The following is a 14,435-nucleotide window of genomic DNA, read 5'->3' as shown; positions in this document are numbered from 1 at the left end:
CACTTCCAAGGCCGGCCATGAATTTGCATACAAAGGGTTTCACCTTGCTGGAATTGCTCGTCGCCCTGGCGATCGCGGCCCTTCTTGTGGGCCTGGTGGTGCCAGCCTATCGCACCACCGTGCAGCGAGTGCGTGCCGACACCGAGATCAATCAACTACACCAGGCCCTGGCTTACGCACGGTTGGAAGCGATCAATCGCCGCCAGAGGGTCGGGATTCGCCCGGCTGCCAAGGACGCTCCCTGGAACGGCGAATTAATGGTGTATGCGGGGCAGGACCCCGGAGGCAATGTATTGCGGGTTGTTCCAGCCATCAGTCCGGGGGCCACCCTGACGCTAACCTCAGATGACCACAGCATCGATTTCAATCGCCTCGGCGGCTTGGCGGCCAGTGATGCGCTGCACATCGTCTATGGACTGGACCAGCAGCGGCGGGTGATCAGTGTCTGTCTCAATGGGCGGGTGATAGCAGCGGAGAACTGCGGATGAACGTGCGGGATGCACAGGATGGCATGACCCTGATCGAGGTGCTGGTGGCGCTGTTGATACTGGCGGTGGGCCTGCTGGGTGCGGCGGCGGTGCAGATCAAGGCGCTGCAGTACACCGACAGCTCGCGGATGACCACCCAGGCCAGCTTTATCGCCTATGACATGCTCGACCGAATCCGCGCCAACGCCGCCGCCGACTACAGCGTGGCGATACCGGCCGAGGGCAACCCGGGCAATGTGCGGGATCAGGACCTGTACGACTTCGCCGTCAATATCGCGAGCTTCGCCGGCCCCAGCGGCAAGGGCAGCATCAGCGTCAAGCAGCATGTCTACACCATTCGCATCACCTGGGACGACTCCCGTGCCGAAGGCCGGGAGGGCAGCCTGCGTAGCCTGGAGCTCAGCAGCCGGGTTGCAGCGCAACCGGGAGGCTTGCCGTGAACCGGGCCGATAGTGGCTTCGGCCTGGTGGAGATGATGCTGGCACTGGCCTTGAGCCTGGTGCTGGTACTGGGGGTGGCCCAGGTATTCATTGCGGCGAAGAACACCTACCAGAGTCAGAGCGCTGCCGCCTACCTGCAGGAGGATGCTCGCTTTGTCCTGAGCAAGATGCTTCAGGAAATCCGCATGGTGGGGCTGTTCGGTTGCCTGCGGACCATCAGTGATGCCAGCACGGCACGGGAGTTCTCGCACTATGCGGCGACACCGATCCAATGGGACAACGCCGAGCAGAAACTGACCCTGATCACCGCCGATGTCGGGGACGATGGCGGTACGCCGACCTGGAGCGTGGTCAGCGACTGCCAGCGCAGCGCCGTAGCCTATTCAGGCGCTCATCGAGGGGCCGGCGCTGAGCAGGTGTTCGCCCTGCGCCGGCTGTTCTACAGCCTGAAGAATCGCCAGTTGCTGCTGGGCAGTGGCCTTGGCAAGCAGCAAGCGGTGCTGCTGGACAACGTCGAAGCCTTTGATGTGAGTTTCGGCATGGCCCGTTCGGCCACAGACATTGCCGCCTCCAGCTACAGTCGCAACCCGTTGGACCCGGAACGGATCCGCAGTGTGCGCTTGCGCCTGACCCTGGTCGACCCCCATGACCGCGTGCGCCCGCAGACCTATAGCGTGGTCGCGGCCCTGCGCAACAGGTTGCCCTGATGACGCGCTTGCGAGGTCGGCTTCCTCTCGGGCAGCGGGGCATGGCGTTGCTGGTCAGCCTGGTGTTCCTGTTGCTGCTGACCCTGATCGGGCTCTCGTCGCTGCAGAACGCTACCCTGCAGGAAAAAATGGCCGCCAGCCTGACTCTGCACAACCACGCATTCCAGGCCGCCGAAGCCGCGCTGCGGGTGGGGGAGAGTGCGGTGCAACAGGATGATTTCCGCTTGCCGGTATGTGCCAGCCCTGTTCAGTGCGCGCCTCCCGCCGAATCAGCGCTGGTCAAGGCTCCTGGAGTCAATGCTGCTTCGGCGGTGCTGTGGATCGCCAGCGGCTCTGGCTTCTACGGGGTGCAGAACCTCGGTGTTTCACAGGATGCGGTGAATGTGCCGAGCAATACTCCGGCCACCTTGTATCGCGTGACCGCTGTCGGTCTGGCCGGGCAATCGCGCAGTGTGCTGGAGAGCATCTATGCCAAGTATTGATCGGGGCATGCGTCGGCCCGGCTGGCGAAGCCTGGGCGCGCTGCTGCTGAGCCTGTTGCCGGTACCTCTAGCCATGGCGTTCAACCCTGCCAGCACCCCGCTTCTTGGTGCCGCGGCGGTGGCGCCGAACGTGATGCTGGTGCTGGATGACTCCCTGGGCATGAACAGCATTGTCCATGCCCGGGAGTTCGATCCGCTGCTCGCCCGGGCTGCGGTCTGGCGCTGTGCCGGAGTGGGGGGCGAGTGTGCTCGGGGTGAGCGACTTGCAGGCCAGGCGATTGCCTTGTCCAGCCTCGGCGAGTCGGGGTGCCGGGCAGGCTTTCACAGCTTCCATGATCCCGAGCGTGGGGTGCGCTGCCTGAAGCTGCCGGACCCGGTTGGGGCGGGAAATACGCTGTACTCCGCGGACTACCTGTCCTGGCTACTGGCGCAGGCCAAGGGACGGGAGCGAGACTTCACTGACGGTTCCATTCCCAACGACTACCGGATGAATGTGGCGCGGCGGCTGGCGACGGCCCTGGTTACCCGGTATCGCTGGCTGCGCCTGGGGGTGGCCACCTTCAACTCGCCGGCCCCGGGTGATCCGGGCCCTGGGGGTTACATTGCCCGTCCCATCAGCGACCTGTCGGCCATTGAAGGCGCTGTGAGCCCGGCCCAGGCCGAGGCCAATTACCAGGCCCTGCTGGCGACAATCAACGGCCTCAAGGCCGGCGGTCATACGCCGTTGGCGGAAACCTACTACGAGATCACCCGCTACCTGCGCGGCATGGTGCCGTACTACAACCTTTCACCGGCGCTCTACAGCAGCCCCATTCAATACCGTTGCCAGAAGAACTACGGGGTGGTGATCAGTGCCGGCGCGGCGGATCACGATACTCAGTTCCCGCTCAACGACCCTTTGGGGGCGGGGCGCCTGCCCAACTGGGACGGGATCGGCAACGACGGTAGCGAGCGCGATGGGCAGACTCTGTTCCTCGATGATCTGGCCAAGTTCGCCTTCGATATCGACTTGCGTGGCCCAGGAGTGGATGAGGCCGGGAAAAGCTGGGCGGCGGTGGATTTCCCCCGTCAGTACCTGAATACGTTCACGGTGGGTTTCCAGGCCCACAATCCTCTGCTGATGGGCGCTGCCGACTACGGCCAGGGTGAGTATTTCCAGGCTCGCAGCAACCTTGAACGCGTGCTGGCAGGCGTTCTGGGCGAAGGCGTGGCCAGTGCGGTGACTGCCGGCAGTGGTGTACTGGATGCCGCCAGTGGTCGTTATTACCAGAGCCAGTACGACCCGGTCGATTGGCATGGCACGATCCGCGCCTACGGCATCGACAATCAGGGCCGAGTGGCTGTCGGTTCGCCGTTGTGGAGCAGCGATAGTGGTGTGGATGGTGCCGGCGCGGCGGTAATCCATGAGACCTGGAACACTGCCAGCCGGCGGCCGGTGAGCCTGGCCTACGGCAACTTGTCCACCGCTCAGCGTGGTGAACTTGAGCAGTCGTTGCCTGCAGGTGTCAGTGGCGCCGAGTTACTGGGCTGGAGCCAGGGCCGCTCCGTGAGCGGGCTCAGGGAGCGCCGCTATCAGTTGGGAGATATCGTCAATTCGCCGCTGGTGCTGGCAACTGCCGGGCAGCGCAGTGCTGTCGATGGGGCTGCCGGGGGCGACTACAGCCGCTACCTGGCACAGAAAGCCACGGCCATGGCGACGCGCTTGTTGGTGAACAGTAATGACGGGCTGTTCAATGTGCTGGACCCGGCCAGCGGTGAGCGCCTCTATGGCTACATGCCCTCCAGCGCGTTGGGCGCCCTGGCGCAGGTCGCCGATCCCGGTTATCGGCGGGGCGAGCGCCATCGCTATCTGGTGGATGGTCCCCTGGCGGTGTTCGATGGGCAGCGGGGCGGTGCCTGGCAAACCCTGGCCCTGGGGGGCGTCGGGGCGGGCGGCAAGAGTTTCTTTGCGGTGCGTCTGTTCGACGCCGTGCACGGCAATACGCCTGGCGCCTTGTGGGAAATCGGCGCTCCTCCCGAGCCGGACCGCAATCATCCTTTCAATGACCTGGGGTATGCCTATGCCCGCCCACAGGTAGCGCGCTTGGCCGATGGTCGCTGGGCGGCTTTCATCGGCAATGGCTACGGCAGCCATTCCGGGGTGGCAGCGCTGTATGTGGTAGACCTGAATGATGGCTCGCTGATTCGCGAGATCGCCATTGACGACCAGCCTGACAATGGCCTGTCGTCCGTCACCCTCAAGGTCAATGCACGCAATGAAGTGCAGGCGGCCTATGCGGGCGACCTCAAGGGGCGACTGTGGAAATTCGAGCTGTCCGGCAACGATAACGCCAGCTGGCATCTGGCATTTGCCGGGCAGCCCTTGTTCCGCACCGCGGGAGGCGCCAGCCAGCCGATCAGCGCACCGCCGCGCCTGCTCGATCATCCCCGTGGTGGTCAATTGGTGCTGTTCGGTACGGGCAAGCTCAACGAGACCCGGGACAAGCAAAGCCGGGCGCGCCAGGGATTCTATGGCGTGTGGGACGCCGAGGGCGGTCCTGGGGGCATTGGCGAAAGTCAGTTGCAGGTGCAGCACCTTGAGGCCGGTTTCAGCGCGGCGGCCGGCAGTTTCCTGCGCAGCACCCTCAACGAGGTGCGTTATCCGGCGCAGCGCGGCTGGTACCTGCCCCTGGTACAAGGTGGCCTGGCAGCCGGCGAGCGGGTGCTCAACGAGGCGACCCTGGTGGCCGGCAGGGTGGTGTTCAGCACCCTGCAACTGGAGCCCGACGACCCTTGTTCGAGTGCCGGCAGTGGGAAATTGATCGAGCTGGAGGCGTTCAGCGGTAAGATGCTCGACGCTGCGGTGCTCGACACCAATGGCGACGGGGTCGTGGATGACCAGGACCAGCCCTCCAGCGGCGTGCGCTACGTCGGCACCGTGCCCAGCCTCGGCGGAGTTGCCAGCAATGGCGCCCGCAAGATCATCAGTGACTCCAGGGGTGGCATCAGCACCCTGGTGGAAAGGCCCGGCGGTGGCAGCCGGCGCATCCTGTGGCGACAAATCCAGTAAGCGAGATTCTTGACCATGCGCAGATCCAACCAAGGTTTTACCCTGATCGAAATCATGATCGTGATTGCGATCATCGGTCTGGTCCTTACCTTGAGCCTTCCCAGCATCACCGAATACGTGAAAAAACCGCACCGCAGCGAAATCGCGGTACTGCTTACCGAGCAGGCGCAGCAGCTTGAACGGCATTTCTCCAAGGCAGGGGTCTACAGCAACGCCCCGGACCTGAGCGCCGGCAATGAGTACTACAGCATTGCCGCAACCCTGACCGACACCGGCTTCTCCCTGACCGCGACCCCGAAGGACGATGGGCTGATGGCGGCGGACAAGTGCGGCAGTTTCAGCATCGACCAGACCGGCGCGACCCGCATCAGCGGCCAGGCCGAAGGGCTGACCGCCAAGGATTGCTGGGGGCGCTGAGCACCTGATTCGGGCCGCGGCGCCCACTGTCTTTCTCATGATTGGATCGGACTATGGCTAAGCAACAGCAAGTGCTGGTGGTGGGCGGCGGGGTGATCGGCCTGCTCACCGCCTTCAATCTGGCGTCCCAGGGCCAGCAGGTACGGCTTCTGGAACGTTCGGACCTGGGGCGTGAATCGTCCTGGGCCGGTGGTGGGATCGTCTCGCCGCTTTACCCCTGGCGCTACAACCCGGCGGTCACTGCCCTGGCGCACTGGTCGCAGGATTTCTACCCACAACTGGCCCAGCAACTGTTCAGTGCCACCGGTGTCGACCCGCAGGTGCATGTCACCGGCCTCTACTGGCTGGACCTGGAGGATGAAGCCCAGGCCCTGGAGTGGGCCAAGCGTGAAGGCCGGCCGCTGAGTGCTGTGGATATCTCGGCGGTGCATGACGCGGTGCCGGTGCTGGGCAATGGTTATCAACAGGCGATCTACATGGCCGATGTGGCCAACGTGCGCAACCCGCGCCTGGTCAAATCCCTGAAGGCGGCGTTACAGGCGTTGCCTAATGTGCAAATCGATGAGCAATGCATCGTCAGTGGTTTTATCCGCGAAGGCCAGCAAGTGGTGGGGGTCGATAGCTCGCTGGGCGAGGTTCGCGCTGATCAGGTGGTGCTCTGCGCCGGGGCCTGGAGTGGCGAACTGCTGGGCAGCCTGGGCCTGGAACTGCCGGTGGAGCCGGTGAAGGGGCAGATGATCCTCTACAAGTGTGCTGCCGACTTTCTGTCCTGCATGGTCCTGGCCAAGGGGCGCTATGCCATCCCGCGGCGCGATGGCCACATTCTGGTGGGCAGCACCCTGGAGCATGAAGGCTTCGACAAGACCCCGACCGTTTCGGCCCTGGAGAGCCTCAAGGCCTCCGCGGTCGAGCTGATTCCCGCACTGGCCAAGGCCGAGGTGGTCGGGCACTGGGCCGGGCTGCGCCCGGGCTCTCCAGAAGGCATTCCCTACATCGGGCCGGTTCCGGGCTTTGCAGGCCTGTGGCTCAACTGCGGGCACTACCGCAATGGCCTGGTGTTGGCGCCGGCCTCCTGCCAGCTGTTCTGCGACCTGCTGCTGGGGAACCCGCCGATCATCGACCCGGCGCCTTATGCGCCTGAAGGTCGGATCTAGTCCAGCCCGAGCTTCTTCATGCGGTAACGCATCGAACGAAACGACAGGCTCAGCCGCCGGGCCGCTGCCGTGCGGTTCCAGCGGGTTTCCTCCAGGGCCTGGAGCAGCAGCTGGCGCTCCACCTGTTGCAGGTGCAGCGCCAGGTCTAGCTGGGTGGCCGCCGCCGATGATCGGGTTTCAAGGCTGCCGGCTCTGGGCAACTGCAAATCGTCTGTTTCTATCCAGCGCCCTTCGCATAGGGTCTGCGCCCGTTCCAGCAGGTTTTCCAGCTCTCGCACGTTGCCCGGAAAGTCATAGCGCTCCAGGGCTTGCAGGGCTTCGGGACGTAGCTGGACGGCAGGCTGGCCGCTGTCCCTGGCCAGGCGCTGCAGGACGTGCCCGGCCAGTGCGGGGATGTCGCCACGGCGCTCGCGCAACGCCGGGACTCGCAGCTCGATGACGTTCAGGCGGTAGTAGAGGTCCTGGCGAAAGCGTCCGGTCTCTACCTCGTTTTTCAGGTCCTTGTGGGTGGCACAGAGAATCCGCACGTCGACGGTTTTTTCCTGTTGGCTGCCTACCGGGCGCACGGATTTTTCCTGCAAGGCTCGCAGCAGTTTTACTTGCATGGCCAGGGGCAGGTCGGCGACCTCATCAAGAAACAGGGTGCCGCCGTGGGCGGCCAGAAATAACCCGGGCTGATCGCTGACGGCGCCACTGAAGCTGCCTTTGCAATGGCCGAAGAGTTCACTCTCCATCAATTCGGAAGGAATCGCCCCGCAGTTGACCGGGACGAACGGGTATCGGGCCCTGGGGCCAAGCTGGTGGAGCAGACGGGCGACCCGTTCCTTGCCACTGCCGGATTCACCGCTGATATAGACCGCCGCCAGGCTGTGGGCCAGCTTGTCGATGTGGCGACGCAGGGCATTCATGGGCGCCGAGTCTCCCAGCAACTGCCGGGCTGGGTCCTCCGTTGCGCAATCCGTGGCTTGTTTCAGGCTGGCACCTACCCAAGCGCGCAGTTGCTTGAGGTCCAGGGGCTTGTGCAGCAACTGGCAGGCTCCGGCCTGCAGGGCGCCGGCGCTGGCCTGTGCACAGGCGCCGTTGCTTAGCAGCGCCACAGGAAGGTTGGGGTGGGACTGGCGGATGTGCCGCAGCAGCTCCAACCCGCTGCCGTCCGGTAGCTGCAGGTCGGTCAGGCACAGGTCAAAGCGCTCCCGGGCCAGGCGGCCACGGGCTTCCTGCAGGGTGCGCGCACTTTGGGTGTGCAAGCGCATTCGGCCCAGAGTGATCTCCACAAGGGCGCGGGTTTCCGTGGCGTCATCGACCACCAGCACCGATTGCCGTGGGTTCATGGCGGCTGCAGTTTTCATCCGTGAGTGAGGAGCGGGCAACAGTGCTCGCCCGATGGGCGTGAACTCAAGTCTAGGCCCGACGGGATGGCGGCGCAGGGGATGGGCAACTGGTCATCCAGCCGGGCGTCCTGAAGGTGCGCGTCGTCGGGACGTTGTGGTGCCCGTGGATCGGGGGCTACAGCGCTCTGCCCGAGAGCGAAACGGCGAGCGGGCGCCAACAGGCTATTTTGTCGCCAATTGTTCGGCCGGGGTTGGCACTTGGGCCTTCCCGTTCCTGAGTAGAGGTTCGAAGCCTGGGAGAGGCGAGGGAGGACGGGGGCGACGAGCCGGTTCATGCGCTGACCAAGGCCTGGAATAGTTCGTGTCAGACGCCATTTTTCGCCCCCGAGTTCCTTGCCTCGGGTATCCGCAGTGGGCCTGGGGGCTCAGCGGTCCTGGTTTCCAGGTCCTTGTTGCAGGTGTGCCTGGCTGCAGTACCACTGTTGCGACTGGCTCAGGGCCCGGTCCTGGGGCAGGTGCACGCCGCAATGGGCGCAACGCACCATGGGCGTAGTGACCGGTTCATTGGGGTAGCGAGGGGCGGCGGCAGGACGCTTGAACTTGCGCCACAACCATACCGCGGCGGCAATCAGAGCGATCCAGAACAGTAGACGAACCATGGCAACCAGCTTTTTGAAGGGGGAGGGGGCAGTTTAGCCAAGCGCCCGTCGGGCGCACAGGCCCATCAATGCGCGGGCATAAAAAAGGGAGACTTCAAGTCTCCCTTTCCGGCCTGCGGGGTGATCAGTCGAACACGCCGAAGGTCATGTAGCTGAACCAGGAACGGTCGCTATTGTTGCCGGCAGCCTCGTGCTCTTCTTCCTCGACCACGTCGCCGTTGCTGTCTTTAGGCTTGAGCTCGGACGGAATGGCGTCCTTGGCATCCTGGTACTGCTTCATCACGTCCTGGTTGGCGCGGGTTTCTCCCGGCGGCAGCGGTGGACGGGACTCGATCAGGCCCAGGGTGGCCTTGCTCAGCCACGAACGGTTGTCGGCCTCAGCCACGCGTGGCACGAACTGACCGTCCACCAGGCTTGGGTGGTTGGGGTAGTTGAGCTTGAGAGTTTCCAGGCTGGTGGCAGCCAGTTCATCCAGGTGCAGGCGCTGGTAGGCCTCGGTCATCACCGCCAGGCCGTCGCCGACCGATGGGGTTTCCTGGAAGTTCTCCACTACGTAGCGGCCACGGTTGGCGGCGGCGACATAGGCCTGGCGGGTCAGGTAATAGTCGGCTACGTGGATCTCGTAGGCAGCCAGCAGGTTGCGCAGGTAGATCATGCGCTGCTTGGCGTCCGGCGCGTAGCGGCTGTTGGGGAAGCGGCTGGTCAGCTGGGCGAACTCGTTGTAGGAGTCGCGGGCGGCACCCGGGTCACGCTTGGTCATGTCCAGCGGCAGGAAGCGCGCCAGCAGGCCGACGTCCTGGTCGAACGAGGTCAGGCCCTTGAGGTAGTAGGCGTAGTCCACGTTCGGGTGCTGGGGGTGCAGGCGAATGAAGCGCTCGGCGGCGGACTTGGCGGCCTCCGGCTCGGCATTCTTGTAGTTGGCGTAGATCAGCTCGAGCTGTGCCTGATCGGCGTAGCGACCAAAGGGATAGCGCGATTCCAGGGCCTTGAGCTTGGCGGTGGCGCTGGTATAGCTGTGGTTGTCCAGGTCGGTCTGCGCCTGCTGGTACAACTCGACTTCGCTCAGGTTTTCGTCAACGACTTCCTTCGATGAGCAAGCAGCGGTCAGTGCGAGGATGGCGATCAGCAGCAGGTGTTTCACTTGCATGGCGGCTTGCGTCCCTATGACGGCCGCTGTCTTGGGCGGGGCCGTCCTGTTATGATGAGCGCCCCGTTGAAAGCCTCGGGGCAAAAGACGCCGTATTTAACCACAAGCGCGCAGCCGAAACCAAAGGCTGTGCCGACGCCCAGTCCGAGCATGTCCGATAAAATTGAACTTCGCGCAGAGGTGCCGTCCGAACTGGGCGGTCAACGCCTCGATCAAGTCGCCGCCCAACTATTCGCTGAGCATTCTCGCTCGCGCCTTTCCGCCTGGATCAAGGACGGCCGCCTGACTGTGGACGGAGCGGTCATCCGCCCGCGGGACATCGTGCACGGCGGCTCCATTCTTGAGCTGACTGCCGAGCAGGAGGCCCAGGGCGAGTGGATCGCCCAGGATATCGAGCTGGACATCGTCTATGAAGATGACGACATCCTGGTGATCAACAAGCCTGCGGGCCTGGTGGTGCACCCGGCTGCCGGCCATGCCGACGGCACCCTGCTCAATGCCCTGCTGCATCACATCCCGGACATTATCAATGTGCCGCGGGCCGGTATCGTCCACCGCCTGGACAAGGACACCACAGGACTGATGGTGGTTGCCAAGACCATCCAGGCGCAGACCCAACTGGTGGCTCAGCTGCAAAGCCGCAGTGTCAGCCGCATCTATGAATGCATCGTGATCGGCGTGGTAACCGCCGGGGGCAAGATCAACGCTCCGATCGGCCGTCATGGCCAGCAGCGCCAGCGCATGGCGGTGATGGAAGGCGGCAAGCAGGCCGTCAGCCACTACCGGGTCCTGGAACGTTTCCGTTCCCACACCCATGTGCGGGTCAAGCTGGAAACCGGTCGCACCCACCAGATCCGGGTGCACATGGCCCACATCAACTTCCCGCTGGTGGGTGATCCAGCCTACGGCGGCCGCTTCCGCATTCCGCCGGCGGCGAGCCAGACCATGGTCGACTCGCTGAAGAACTTCCCGCGCCAGGCCCTGCATGCACGCTTCCTGGAGCTGGATCATCCGACCACCGGTATCCGCATGAGCTGGGAATCGCCGCTGCCGGACGATTTCGTCTGGCTGCTGTCGCTGCTCAAGCAGGACCGTGAGGCGTTCATCGGATGAATGACTGGCTGATTCCCGACTGGCCCGCGCCGGCCGGAGTCAAAGCCTGTACTACCACCCGCGCTGGCGGCGTCAGCCTGACGCCGTTCGACAGCCTCAACCTGGGCGACCATGTCGACGATCAGCCGCAAGCAGTGGCCGAGAATCGCCGTCGCCTGAGCGAACACTTCGGCATCGCCCCGGCCTGGCTGCAACAGGTGCACGGGGTGGCCGTGGCCCACGCCGACCCTTCCATGGTCGCGACCGCGGACGCCAGTTGGTCCGCCACCCCGGGCGTTGCCTGTGCGGTGATGACGGCCGATTGCCTGCCGGCACTGTTCTGCAACCGTGCCGGAACCCGAGTCGCCGCGGCCCATGCCGGCTGGCGCGGGTTGGCGGCGGGCGTGCTGGAAGCCACCCTCGACAGCCTGGATACGCCCTGCGCCGAAGTGCTGGTGTGGCTGGGGCCGGCCATTGGCCCGCAGCGCTTTGAAGTGGGGCCCGAGGTGCGTGAAGCCTTCGTCGCCCAATTGCCGGCAGCTGAGCAGGCCTTTGTGCCGAGCGCCAATGCCGGGCGCTTCATGGCCGATATCTATCAGCTGGCGCGCCTGCGCCTGGCTGCCTGTGGTGTGACTGCCGTGTTCGGTGGCGGCTACTGCACCGTCAGCGATCCCCGCTTCTTTTCCTACCGGCGCAGCCCGCGCACCGGGCGTTTTGCCTCCCTTATCTGGCTTGAGCGCTAGACTAATCTGACTTGTGTCAAGCTGCTGACGCTTGAATCTCCCAGAATCGACCGCATCTAGTGAAACATCTGGCAGGTTTCTCTATTTAGGTGTGTCCATCGCTCCGGCCTGCTCAAAAGGAAGGTGACTAATGCGTATAGACCGATTAACCAGCAAATTGCAGCTGGCCTTATCCGATTCTCAATCTCTGGCGGTTGGCCTCGATCATCCGGCCATTGAACCGGCGCACCTGATGCAGGCGCTGCTGGAACAGCAGGGCGGCTCGATCAAGCCTCTGCTGATGCAGGTGGGCTTCGACGTCAACAGCCTGCGCAAGGAACTGAGCAAAGAGCTCGACCAGCTGCCGAAAATCCAGAACCCCACTGGCGACGTCAACATGTCCCAGGATCTGGCGCGCCTGCTCAACCAGGCCGACCGCCTGGCGCAGCAGAAAGGCGACCAGTTCATCTCCAGCGAGCTGGTGCTGCTGGCCGCCATGGATGAGAACAGCAAACTCGGCAAATTGTTGCTGGGCCAGGGCGTGAGCAAGAAAGCCCTGGAGAACGCCATCAACAACCTGCGTGGCGGTGAGGCGGTGAATGACGCCAACGTCGAAGAGTCGCGCCAGGCCCTGGACAAGTACACCGTCGACCTGACCAAGCGCGCCGAAGACGGCAAGCTTGATCCGGTAATCGGCCGTGACGACGAAATTCGCCGGACCATCCAGGTGCTGCAACGCCGGACCAAGAACAACCCGGTGCTGATTGGTGAGCCAGGCGTGGGTAAGACGGCCATCGCCGAAGGCCTGGCCCAGCGGATCATCAACGGCGAAGTGCCCGATGGCCTCAAAGGCAAGCGCTTGCTGTCCCTGGACATGGGCGCCTTGATCGCCGGCGCCAAATACCGTGGCGAGTTCGAAGAGCGCCTGAAATCCCTGCTTAATGAACTGTCGAAGCAGGAAGGGCAGATCATCCTGTTCATCGACGAGCTGCACACCATGGTCGGCGCTGGTAAAGGCGAAGGCTCGATGGATGCGGGCAACATGCTCAAGCCCGCCCTGGCCCGTGGCGAGCTGCACTGCGTGGGCGCCACCACGCTCAACGAATACCGCCAATATATAGAGAAGGACGCGGCCCTCGAGCGGCGCTTCCAGAAAGTGTTGGTGGATGAGCCGAGCGAGGAAGACACCATTGCCATCCTGCGCGGCCTGAAAGAGCGCTATGAGGTGCACCACAAGGTGGCGATCACCGACGGCGCGATCATTGCCGCGGCCAAGCTCAGCCATCGTTACATCACCGATCGGCAGTTGCCGGACAAGGCCATCGACCTGATCGACGAGGCCGCCAGCCGCATCCGTATGGAGATCGACTCCAAGCCGGAAGTGCTGGACCGTCTGGAGCGGCGCCTGATTCAGCTCAAGGTTGAATCCCAGGCCCTGAAGAAAGAAGACGACGAGGCCGCGATCAAGCGCCTGGAAAAACTCCAGGAAGAGATTGTCCGCCTGGAGCGTGAATACGCTGACCTGGAAGAAGTCTGGACCTCGGAGAAAGCCGAAGTGCAGGGTTCTGCGCAGATCCAGCAGAAGATCGAGCAGTCGCGCCAGGAACTGGAAGCGGCGCGTCGTAAAGGCGATCTCAATCGCATGGCCGAGCTGCAGTACGGGGTGATCCCGGACCTGGAGCGCAGCCTGCAGATGGTCGACCAGCACGGCCACAGCGAGAACCAGTTGCTGCGCAGCAAGGTTACCGAGGAAGAGATTGCCGAAGTGGTGTCCAAGTGGACCGGCATTCCAGTGTCGAAAATGCTTGAAGGCGAGCGCGACAAGCTGCTGAAGATGGAAAGCCTGCTGCACGAGCGGGTGATTGGCCAGAACGAAGCCGTGGTGGCGGTGGCCAACGCTGTGCGCCGTTCCCGAGCCGGGTTGTCCGACCCGAACCGGCCCAGCGGTTCGTTCATGTTCCTCGGCCCGACCGGCGTGGGTAAGACCGAGTTGTGCAAGGCCCTGGCGGAATTCCTCTTCGATACCGAAGAGGCCATGGTGCGGATCGACATGTCCGAGTTCATGGAGAAACATTCCGTGGCTCGCCTGATCGGTGCGCCACCAGGCTATGTCGGTTATGAAGAGGGCGGTTACCTGACCGAAGCCGTGCGTCGCAAGCCGTACTCGGTGATTCTTCTGGACGAAGTCGAGAAGGCGCATCCGGATGTGTTCAACATCCTGCTGCAGGTCCTGGAAGATGGCCGTCTGACGGACAGCCACGGGCGTACCGTGGACTTTCGCAATACGGTGATCGTCATGACCTCCAACCTGGGGTCGGCGCAGATCCAGGAGCTGGTAGGGGATCGCGAGGCACAACGTGCGGCGGTGATGGACGCGGTGTCCACCCACTTCCGGCCGGAGTTCATCAACCGGGTCGACGAAGTGGTGATCTTCGAGCCTCTGGCACGGGATCAGATCGCCGGCATCACGCAGATCCAGTTGGGTCGCCTGCGCAGTCGCCTGGCGGAGCGCGAGCTGAGCCTGGAACTGAGCGACGAGGCCTTGGACAAGCTGATCGCTGTGGGTTACGACCCGGTGTATGGCGCACGGCCGCTGAAACGGGCCATCCAGCGCTGGATCGAGAACCCGTTGGCGCAGTTGATCCTCTCCGGCGGTTTCCTGCCGGGAGCCACGGTTACCGCCTCGGTGCAGGACGACGAAATCGTCTTCGCCTGATCACTGATCGGTGGGTTTATAGAGGAGGCCT

13 protein-coding genes are annotated in these 14,435 nt (G+C 63.7%); 10 read left to right on the top strand and 3 right to left on the bottom strand.

The features are described from left to right. The first annotated feature begins 17 nt into the window (after positions 1 to 17). Genes ABCR88_RS28240 through thiO form a run of 7 tightly spaced genes read left to right on the top strand, consistent with a single transcriptional unit; the run spans position 18 to position 6,737 of the window. Complete coding sequence (locus ABCR88_RS28240) at positions 18 to 488, top strand: GspH/FimT family protein (protein ID WP_350403730.1); 471 nt, start codon at positions 18 to 20, stop codon at positions 486 to 488. Next, entirely contained in the window at positions 485 to 928 is a 444-nt protein-coding gene (gene pilV, locus ABCR88_RS28235; protein ID WP_041119940.1) for a type IV pilus modification protein PilV, read from the top strand. Before ABCR88_RS28240 ends, pilV begins: the two co-directional genes overlap by 4 nt. Then, positions 925 to 1,635 (top strand): prepilin-type N-terminal cleavage/methylation domain-containing protein, encoded by a 711-nt coding sequence (locus ABCR88_RS28230; RefSeq protein ID WP_015637087.1) that lies wholly within the window; start codon positions 925 to 927, stop codon positions 1,633 to 1,635. The genes pilV and ABCR88_RS28230 overlap by 4 nt, the downstream gene beginning before the upstream one ends. After that, positions 1,635 to 2,117, top strand: a complete 483-nt coding sequence (locus ABCR88_RS28225) for a PilX N-terminal domain-containing pilus assembly protein (RefSeq protein WP_232512072.1) — start codon at positions 1,635 to 1,637, stop codon at positions 2,115 to 2,117. The genes ABCR88_RS28230 and ABCR88_RS28225 overlap by 1 nt, the downstream gene beginning before the upstream one ends. Beyond that, positions 2,104 to 5,166: a PilC/PilY family type IV pilus protein gene (locus tag ABCR88_RS28220; RefSeq protein ID WP_350403729.1), complete on the top strand. Its 3,063-nt coding sequence runs from the start codon at positions 2,104 to 2,106 to the stop codon at positions 5,164 to 5,166. Before ABCR88_RS28225 ends, ABCR88_RS28220 begins: the two co-directional genes overlap by 14 nt. 15 nt (positions 5,167 to 5,181) lie before the next feature. Continuing rightward, positions 5,182 to 5,583: a type IV pilin protein gene (locus tag ABCR88_RS28215; RefSeq protein ID WP_015637084.1), complete on the top strand. Its 402-nt coding sequence runs from the start codon at positions 5,182 to 5,184 to the stop codon at positions 5,581 to 5,583. A 53-nt stretch (positions 5,584 to 5,636) separates the two neighbouring features. Then, positions 5,637 to 6,737, top strand: coding sequence for a glycine oxidase ThiO (gene thiO / locus ABCR88_RS28210; RefSeq protein ID WP_041119937.1), 1,101 nt, complete (start codon positions 5,637 to 5,639; stop codon positions 6,735 to 6,737). Here the strand turns inward: thiO and ABCR88_RS28205 are convergent. The 3 genes from ABCR88_RS28205 to ABCR88_RS28195 all read right to left on the bottom strand — a co-directional run bounded on the left by ABCR88_RS28205 (position 6,734) and on the right by ABCR88_RS28195 (position 9,874). After that, positions 6,734 to 8,068 carry a sigma-54 dependent transcriptional regulator gene (locus ABCR88_RS28205; RefSeq protein WP_350403728.1) on the bottom strand — a complete coding sequence of 445 codons (1,335 nt, stop codon included), beginning with the start codon at positions 8,066 to 8,068 and terminating at the stop codon, positions 6,734 to 6,736. The genes thiO and ABCR88_RS28205 overlap by 4 nt on opposite strands. Positions 8,069 to 8,493: 425 nt before the next feature. Continuing rightward, the gene (locus ABCR88_RS28200; protein WP_236186349.1) at positions 8,494 to 8,727 is read right to left on the bottom strand and encodes a PP0621 family protein; all 234 of its coding nucleotides are present in this window, start codon (positions 8,725 to 8,727) and stop codon (positions 8,494 to 8,496) included. A 124-nt stretch (positions 8,728 to 8,851) separates the two neighbouring features. Beyond that, positions 8,852 to 9,874, bottom strand: coding sequence for an outer membrane protein assembly factor BamD (locus ABCR88_RS28195; RefSeq protein WP_041119934.1), 1,023 nt, complete (start codon positions 9,872 to 9,874; stop codon positions 8,852 to 8,854). Between the two features lie 150 nt (positions 9,875 to 10,024). Here ABCR88_RS28195 and rluD point away from each other — a divergent pair, with 150 nt between their 5' ends. The 3 genes from rluD to clpB all read left to right on the top strand — a co-directional run bounded on the left by rluD (position 10,025) and on the right by clpB (position 14,404). Continuing rightward, entirely contained in the window at positions 10,025 to 10,987 is a 963-nt protein-coding gene (gene rluD, locus ABCR88_RS28190) for a 23S rRNA pseudouridine(1911/1915/1917) synthase RluD (RefSeq protein ID WP_011063535.1), read from the top strand. After that, complete coding sequence (gene pgeF, locus ABCR88_RS28185; protein ID WP_350403727.1) at positions 10,984 to 11,709, top strand: peptidoglycan editing factor PgeF; 726 nt, start codon at positions 10,984 to 10,986, stop codon at positions 11,707 to 11,709. Before rluD ends, pgeF begins: the two co-directional genes overlap by 4 nt. 130 nt (positions 11,710 to 11,839) lie before the next feature. Then, positions 11,840 to 14,404: an ATP-dependent chaperone ClpB gene (gene clpB, locus ABCR88_RS28180; protein ID WP_011063533.1), complete on the top strand. Its 2,565-nt coding sequence runs from the start codon at positions 11,840 to 11,842 to the stop codon at positions 14,402 to 14,404. The last annotated feature ends 31 nt before the right edge of the window (positions 14,405 to 14,435 follow it).

The sequence above is a fragment of the Pseudomonas sp. W17 genome (genome assembly GCF_040268305.1).
Taxonomy (GTDB): Bacteria; Pseudomonadota; Gammaproteobacteria; order Pseudomonadales; family Pseudomonadaceae; genus Aquipseudomonas; species Aquipseudomonas protegens.
Note: the sequence above shows the minus strand (reverse complement) of the source record. Positions and strands in the feature narration are given on the sequence as shown.

Excerpts from the sequence above, each read along its gene's own strand:
- ABCR88_RS28205 (WP_350403728.1), bottom strand. The coding sequence starts at position 8,068 with ATGAACCCACGGCAATCGGTGCTGGTGGTCGATGACGCCACGGAAACC.
- ABCR88_RS28225 (WP_232512072.1), top strand. The coding sequence starts at position 1,635 with ATGACGCGCTTGCGAGGTCGGCTTCCTCTCGGGCAGCGGGGCATGGCG.
- ABCR88_RS28220 (WP_350403729.1), top strand. The coding sequence starts at position 2,104 with ATGCCAAGTATTGATCGGGGCATGCGTCGGCCCGGCTGGCGAAGCCTG.
- ABCR88_RS28240 (WP_350403730.1), top strand. The coding sequence starts at position 18 with ATGAATTTGCATACAAAGGGTTTCACCTTGCTGGAATTGCTCGTCGCC.
- ABCR88_RS28215 (WP_015637084.1), top strand. The coding sequence starts at position 5,182 with ATGCGCAGATCCAACCAAGGTTTTACCCTGATCGAAATCATGATCGTG.
- clpB (WP_011063533.1), top strand. The coding sequence starts at position 11,840 with ATGCGTATAGACCGATTAACCAGCAAATTGCAGCTGGCCTTATCCGAT.
- thiO (WP_041119937.1), top strand. The coding sequence starts at position 5,637 with ATGGCTAAGCAACAGCAAGTGCTGGTGGTGGGCGGCGGGGTGATCGGC.
- rluD (WP_011063535.1), top strand. The coding sequence starts at position 10,025 with ATGTCCGATAAAATTGAACTTCGCGCAGAGGTGCCGTCCGAACTGGGC.
- pgeF (WP_350403727.1), top strand. The coding sequence starts at position 10,984 with ATGAATGACTGGCTGATTCCCGACTGGCCCGCGCCGGCCGGAGTCAAA.
- pilV (WP_041119940.1), top strand. The coding sequence starts at position 485 with ATGAACGTGCGGGATGCACAGGATGGCATGACCCTGATCGAGGTGCTG.
- ABCR88_RS28200 (WP_236186349.1), bottom strand. The coding sequence starts at position 8,727 with ATGGTTCGTCTACTGTTCTGGATCGCTCTGATTGCCGCCGCGGTATGG.
- ABCR88_RS28195 (WP_041119934.1), bottom strand. The coding sequence starts at position 9,874 with ATGCAAGTGAAACACCTGCTGCTGATCGCCATCCTCGCACTGACCGCT.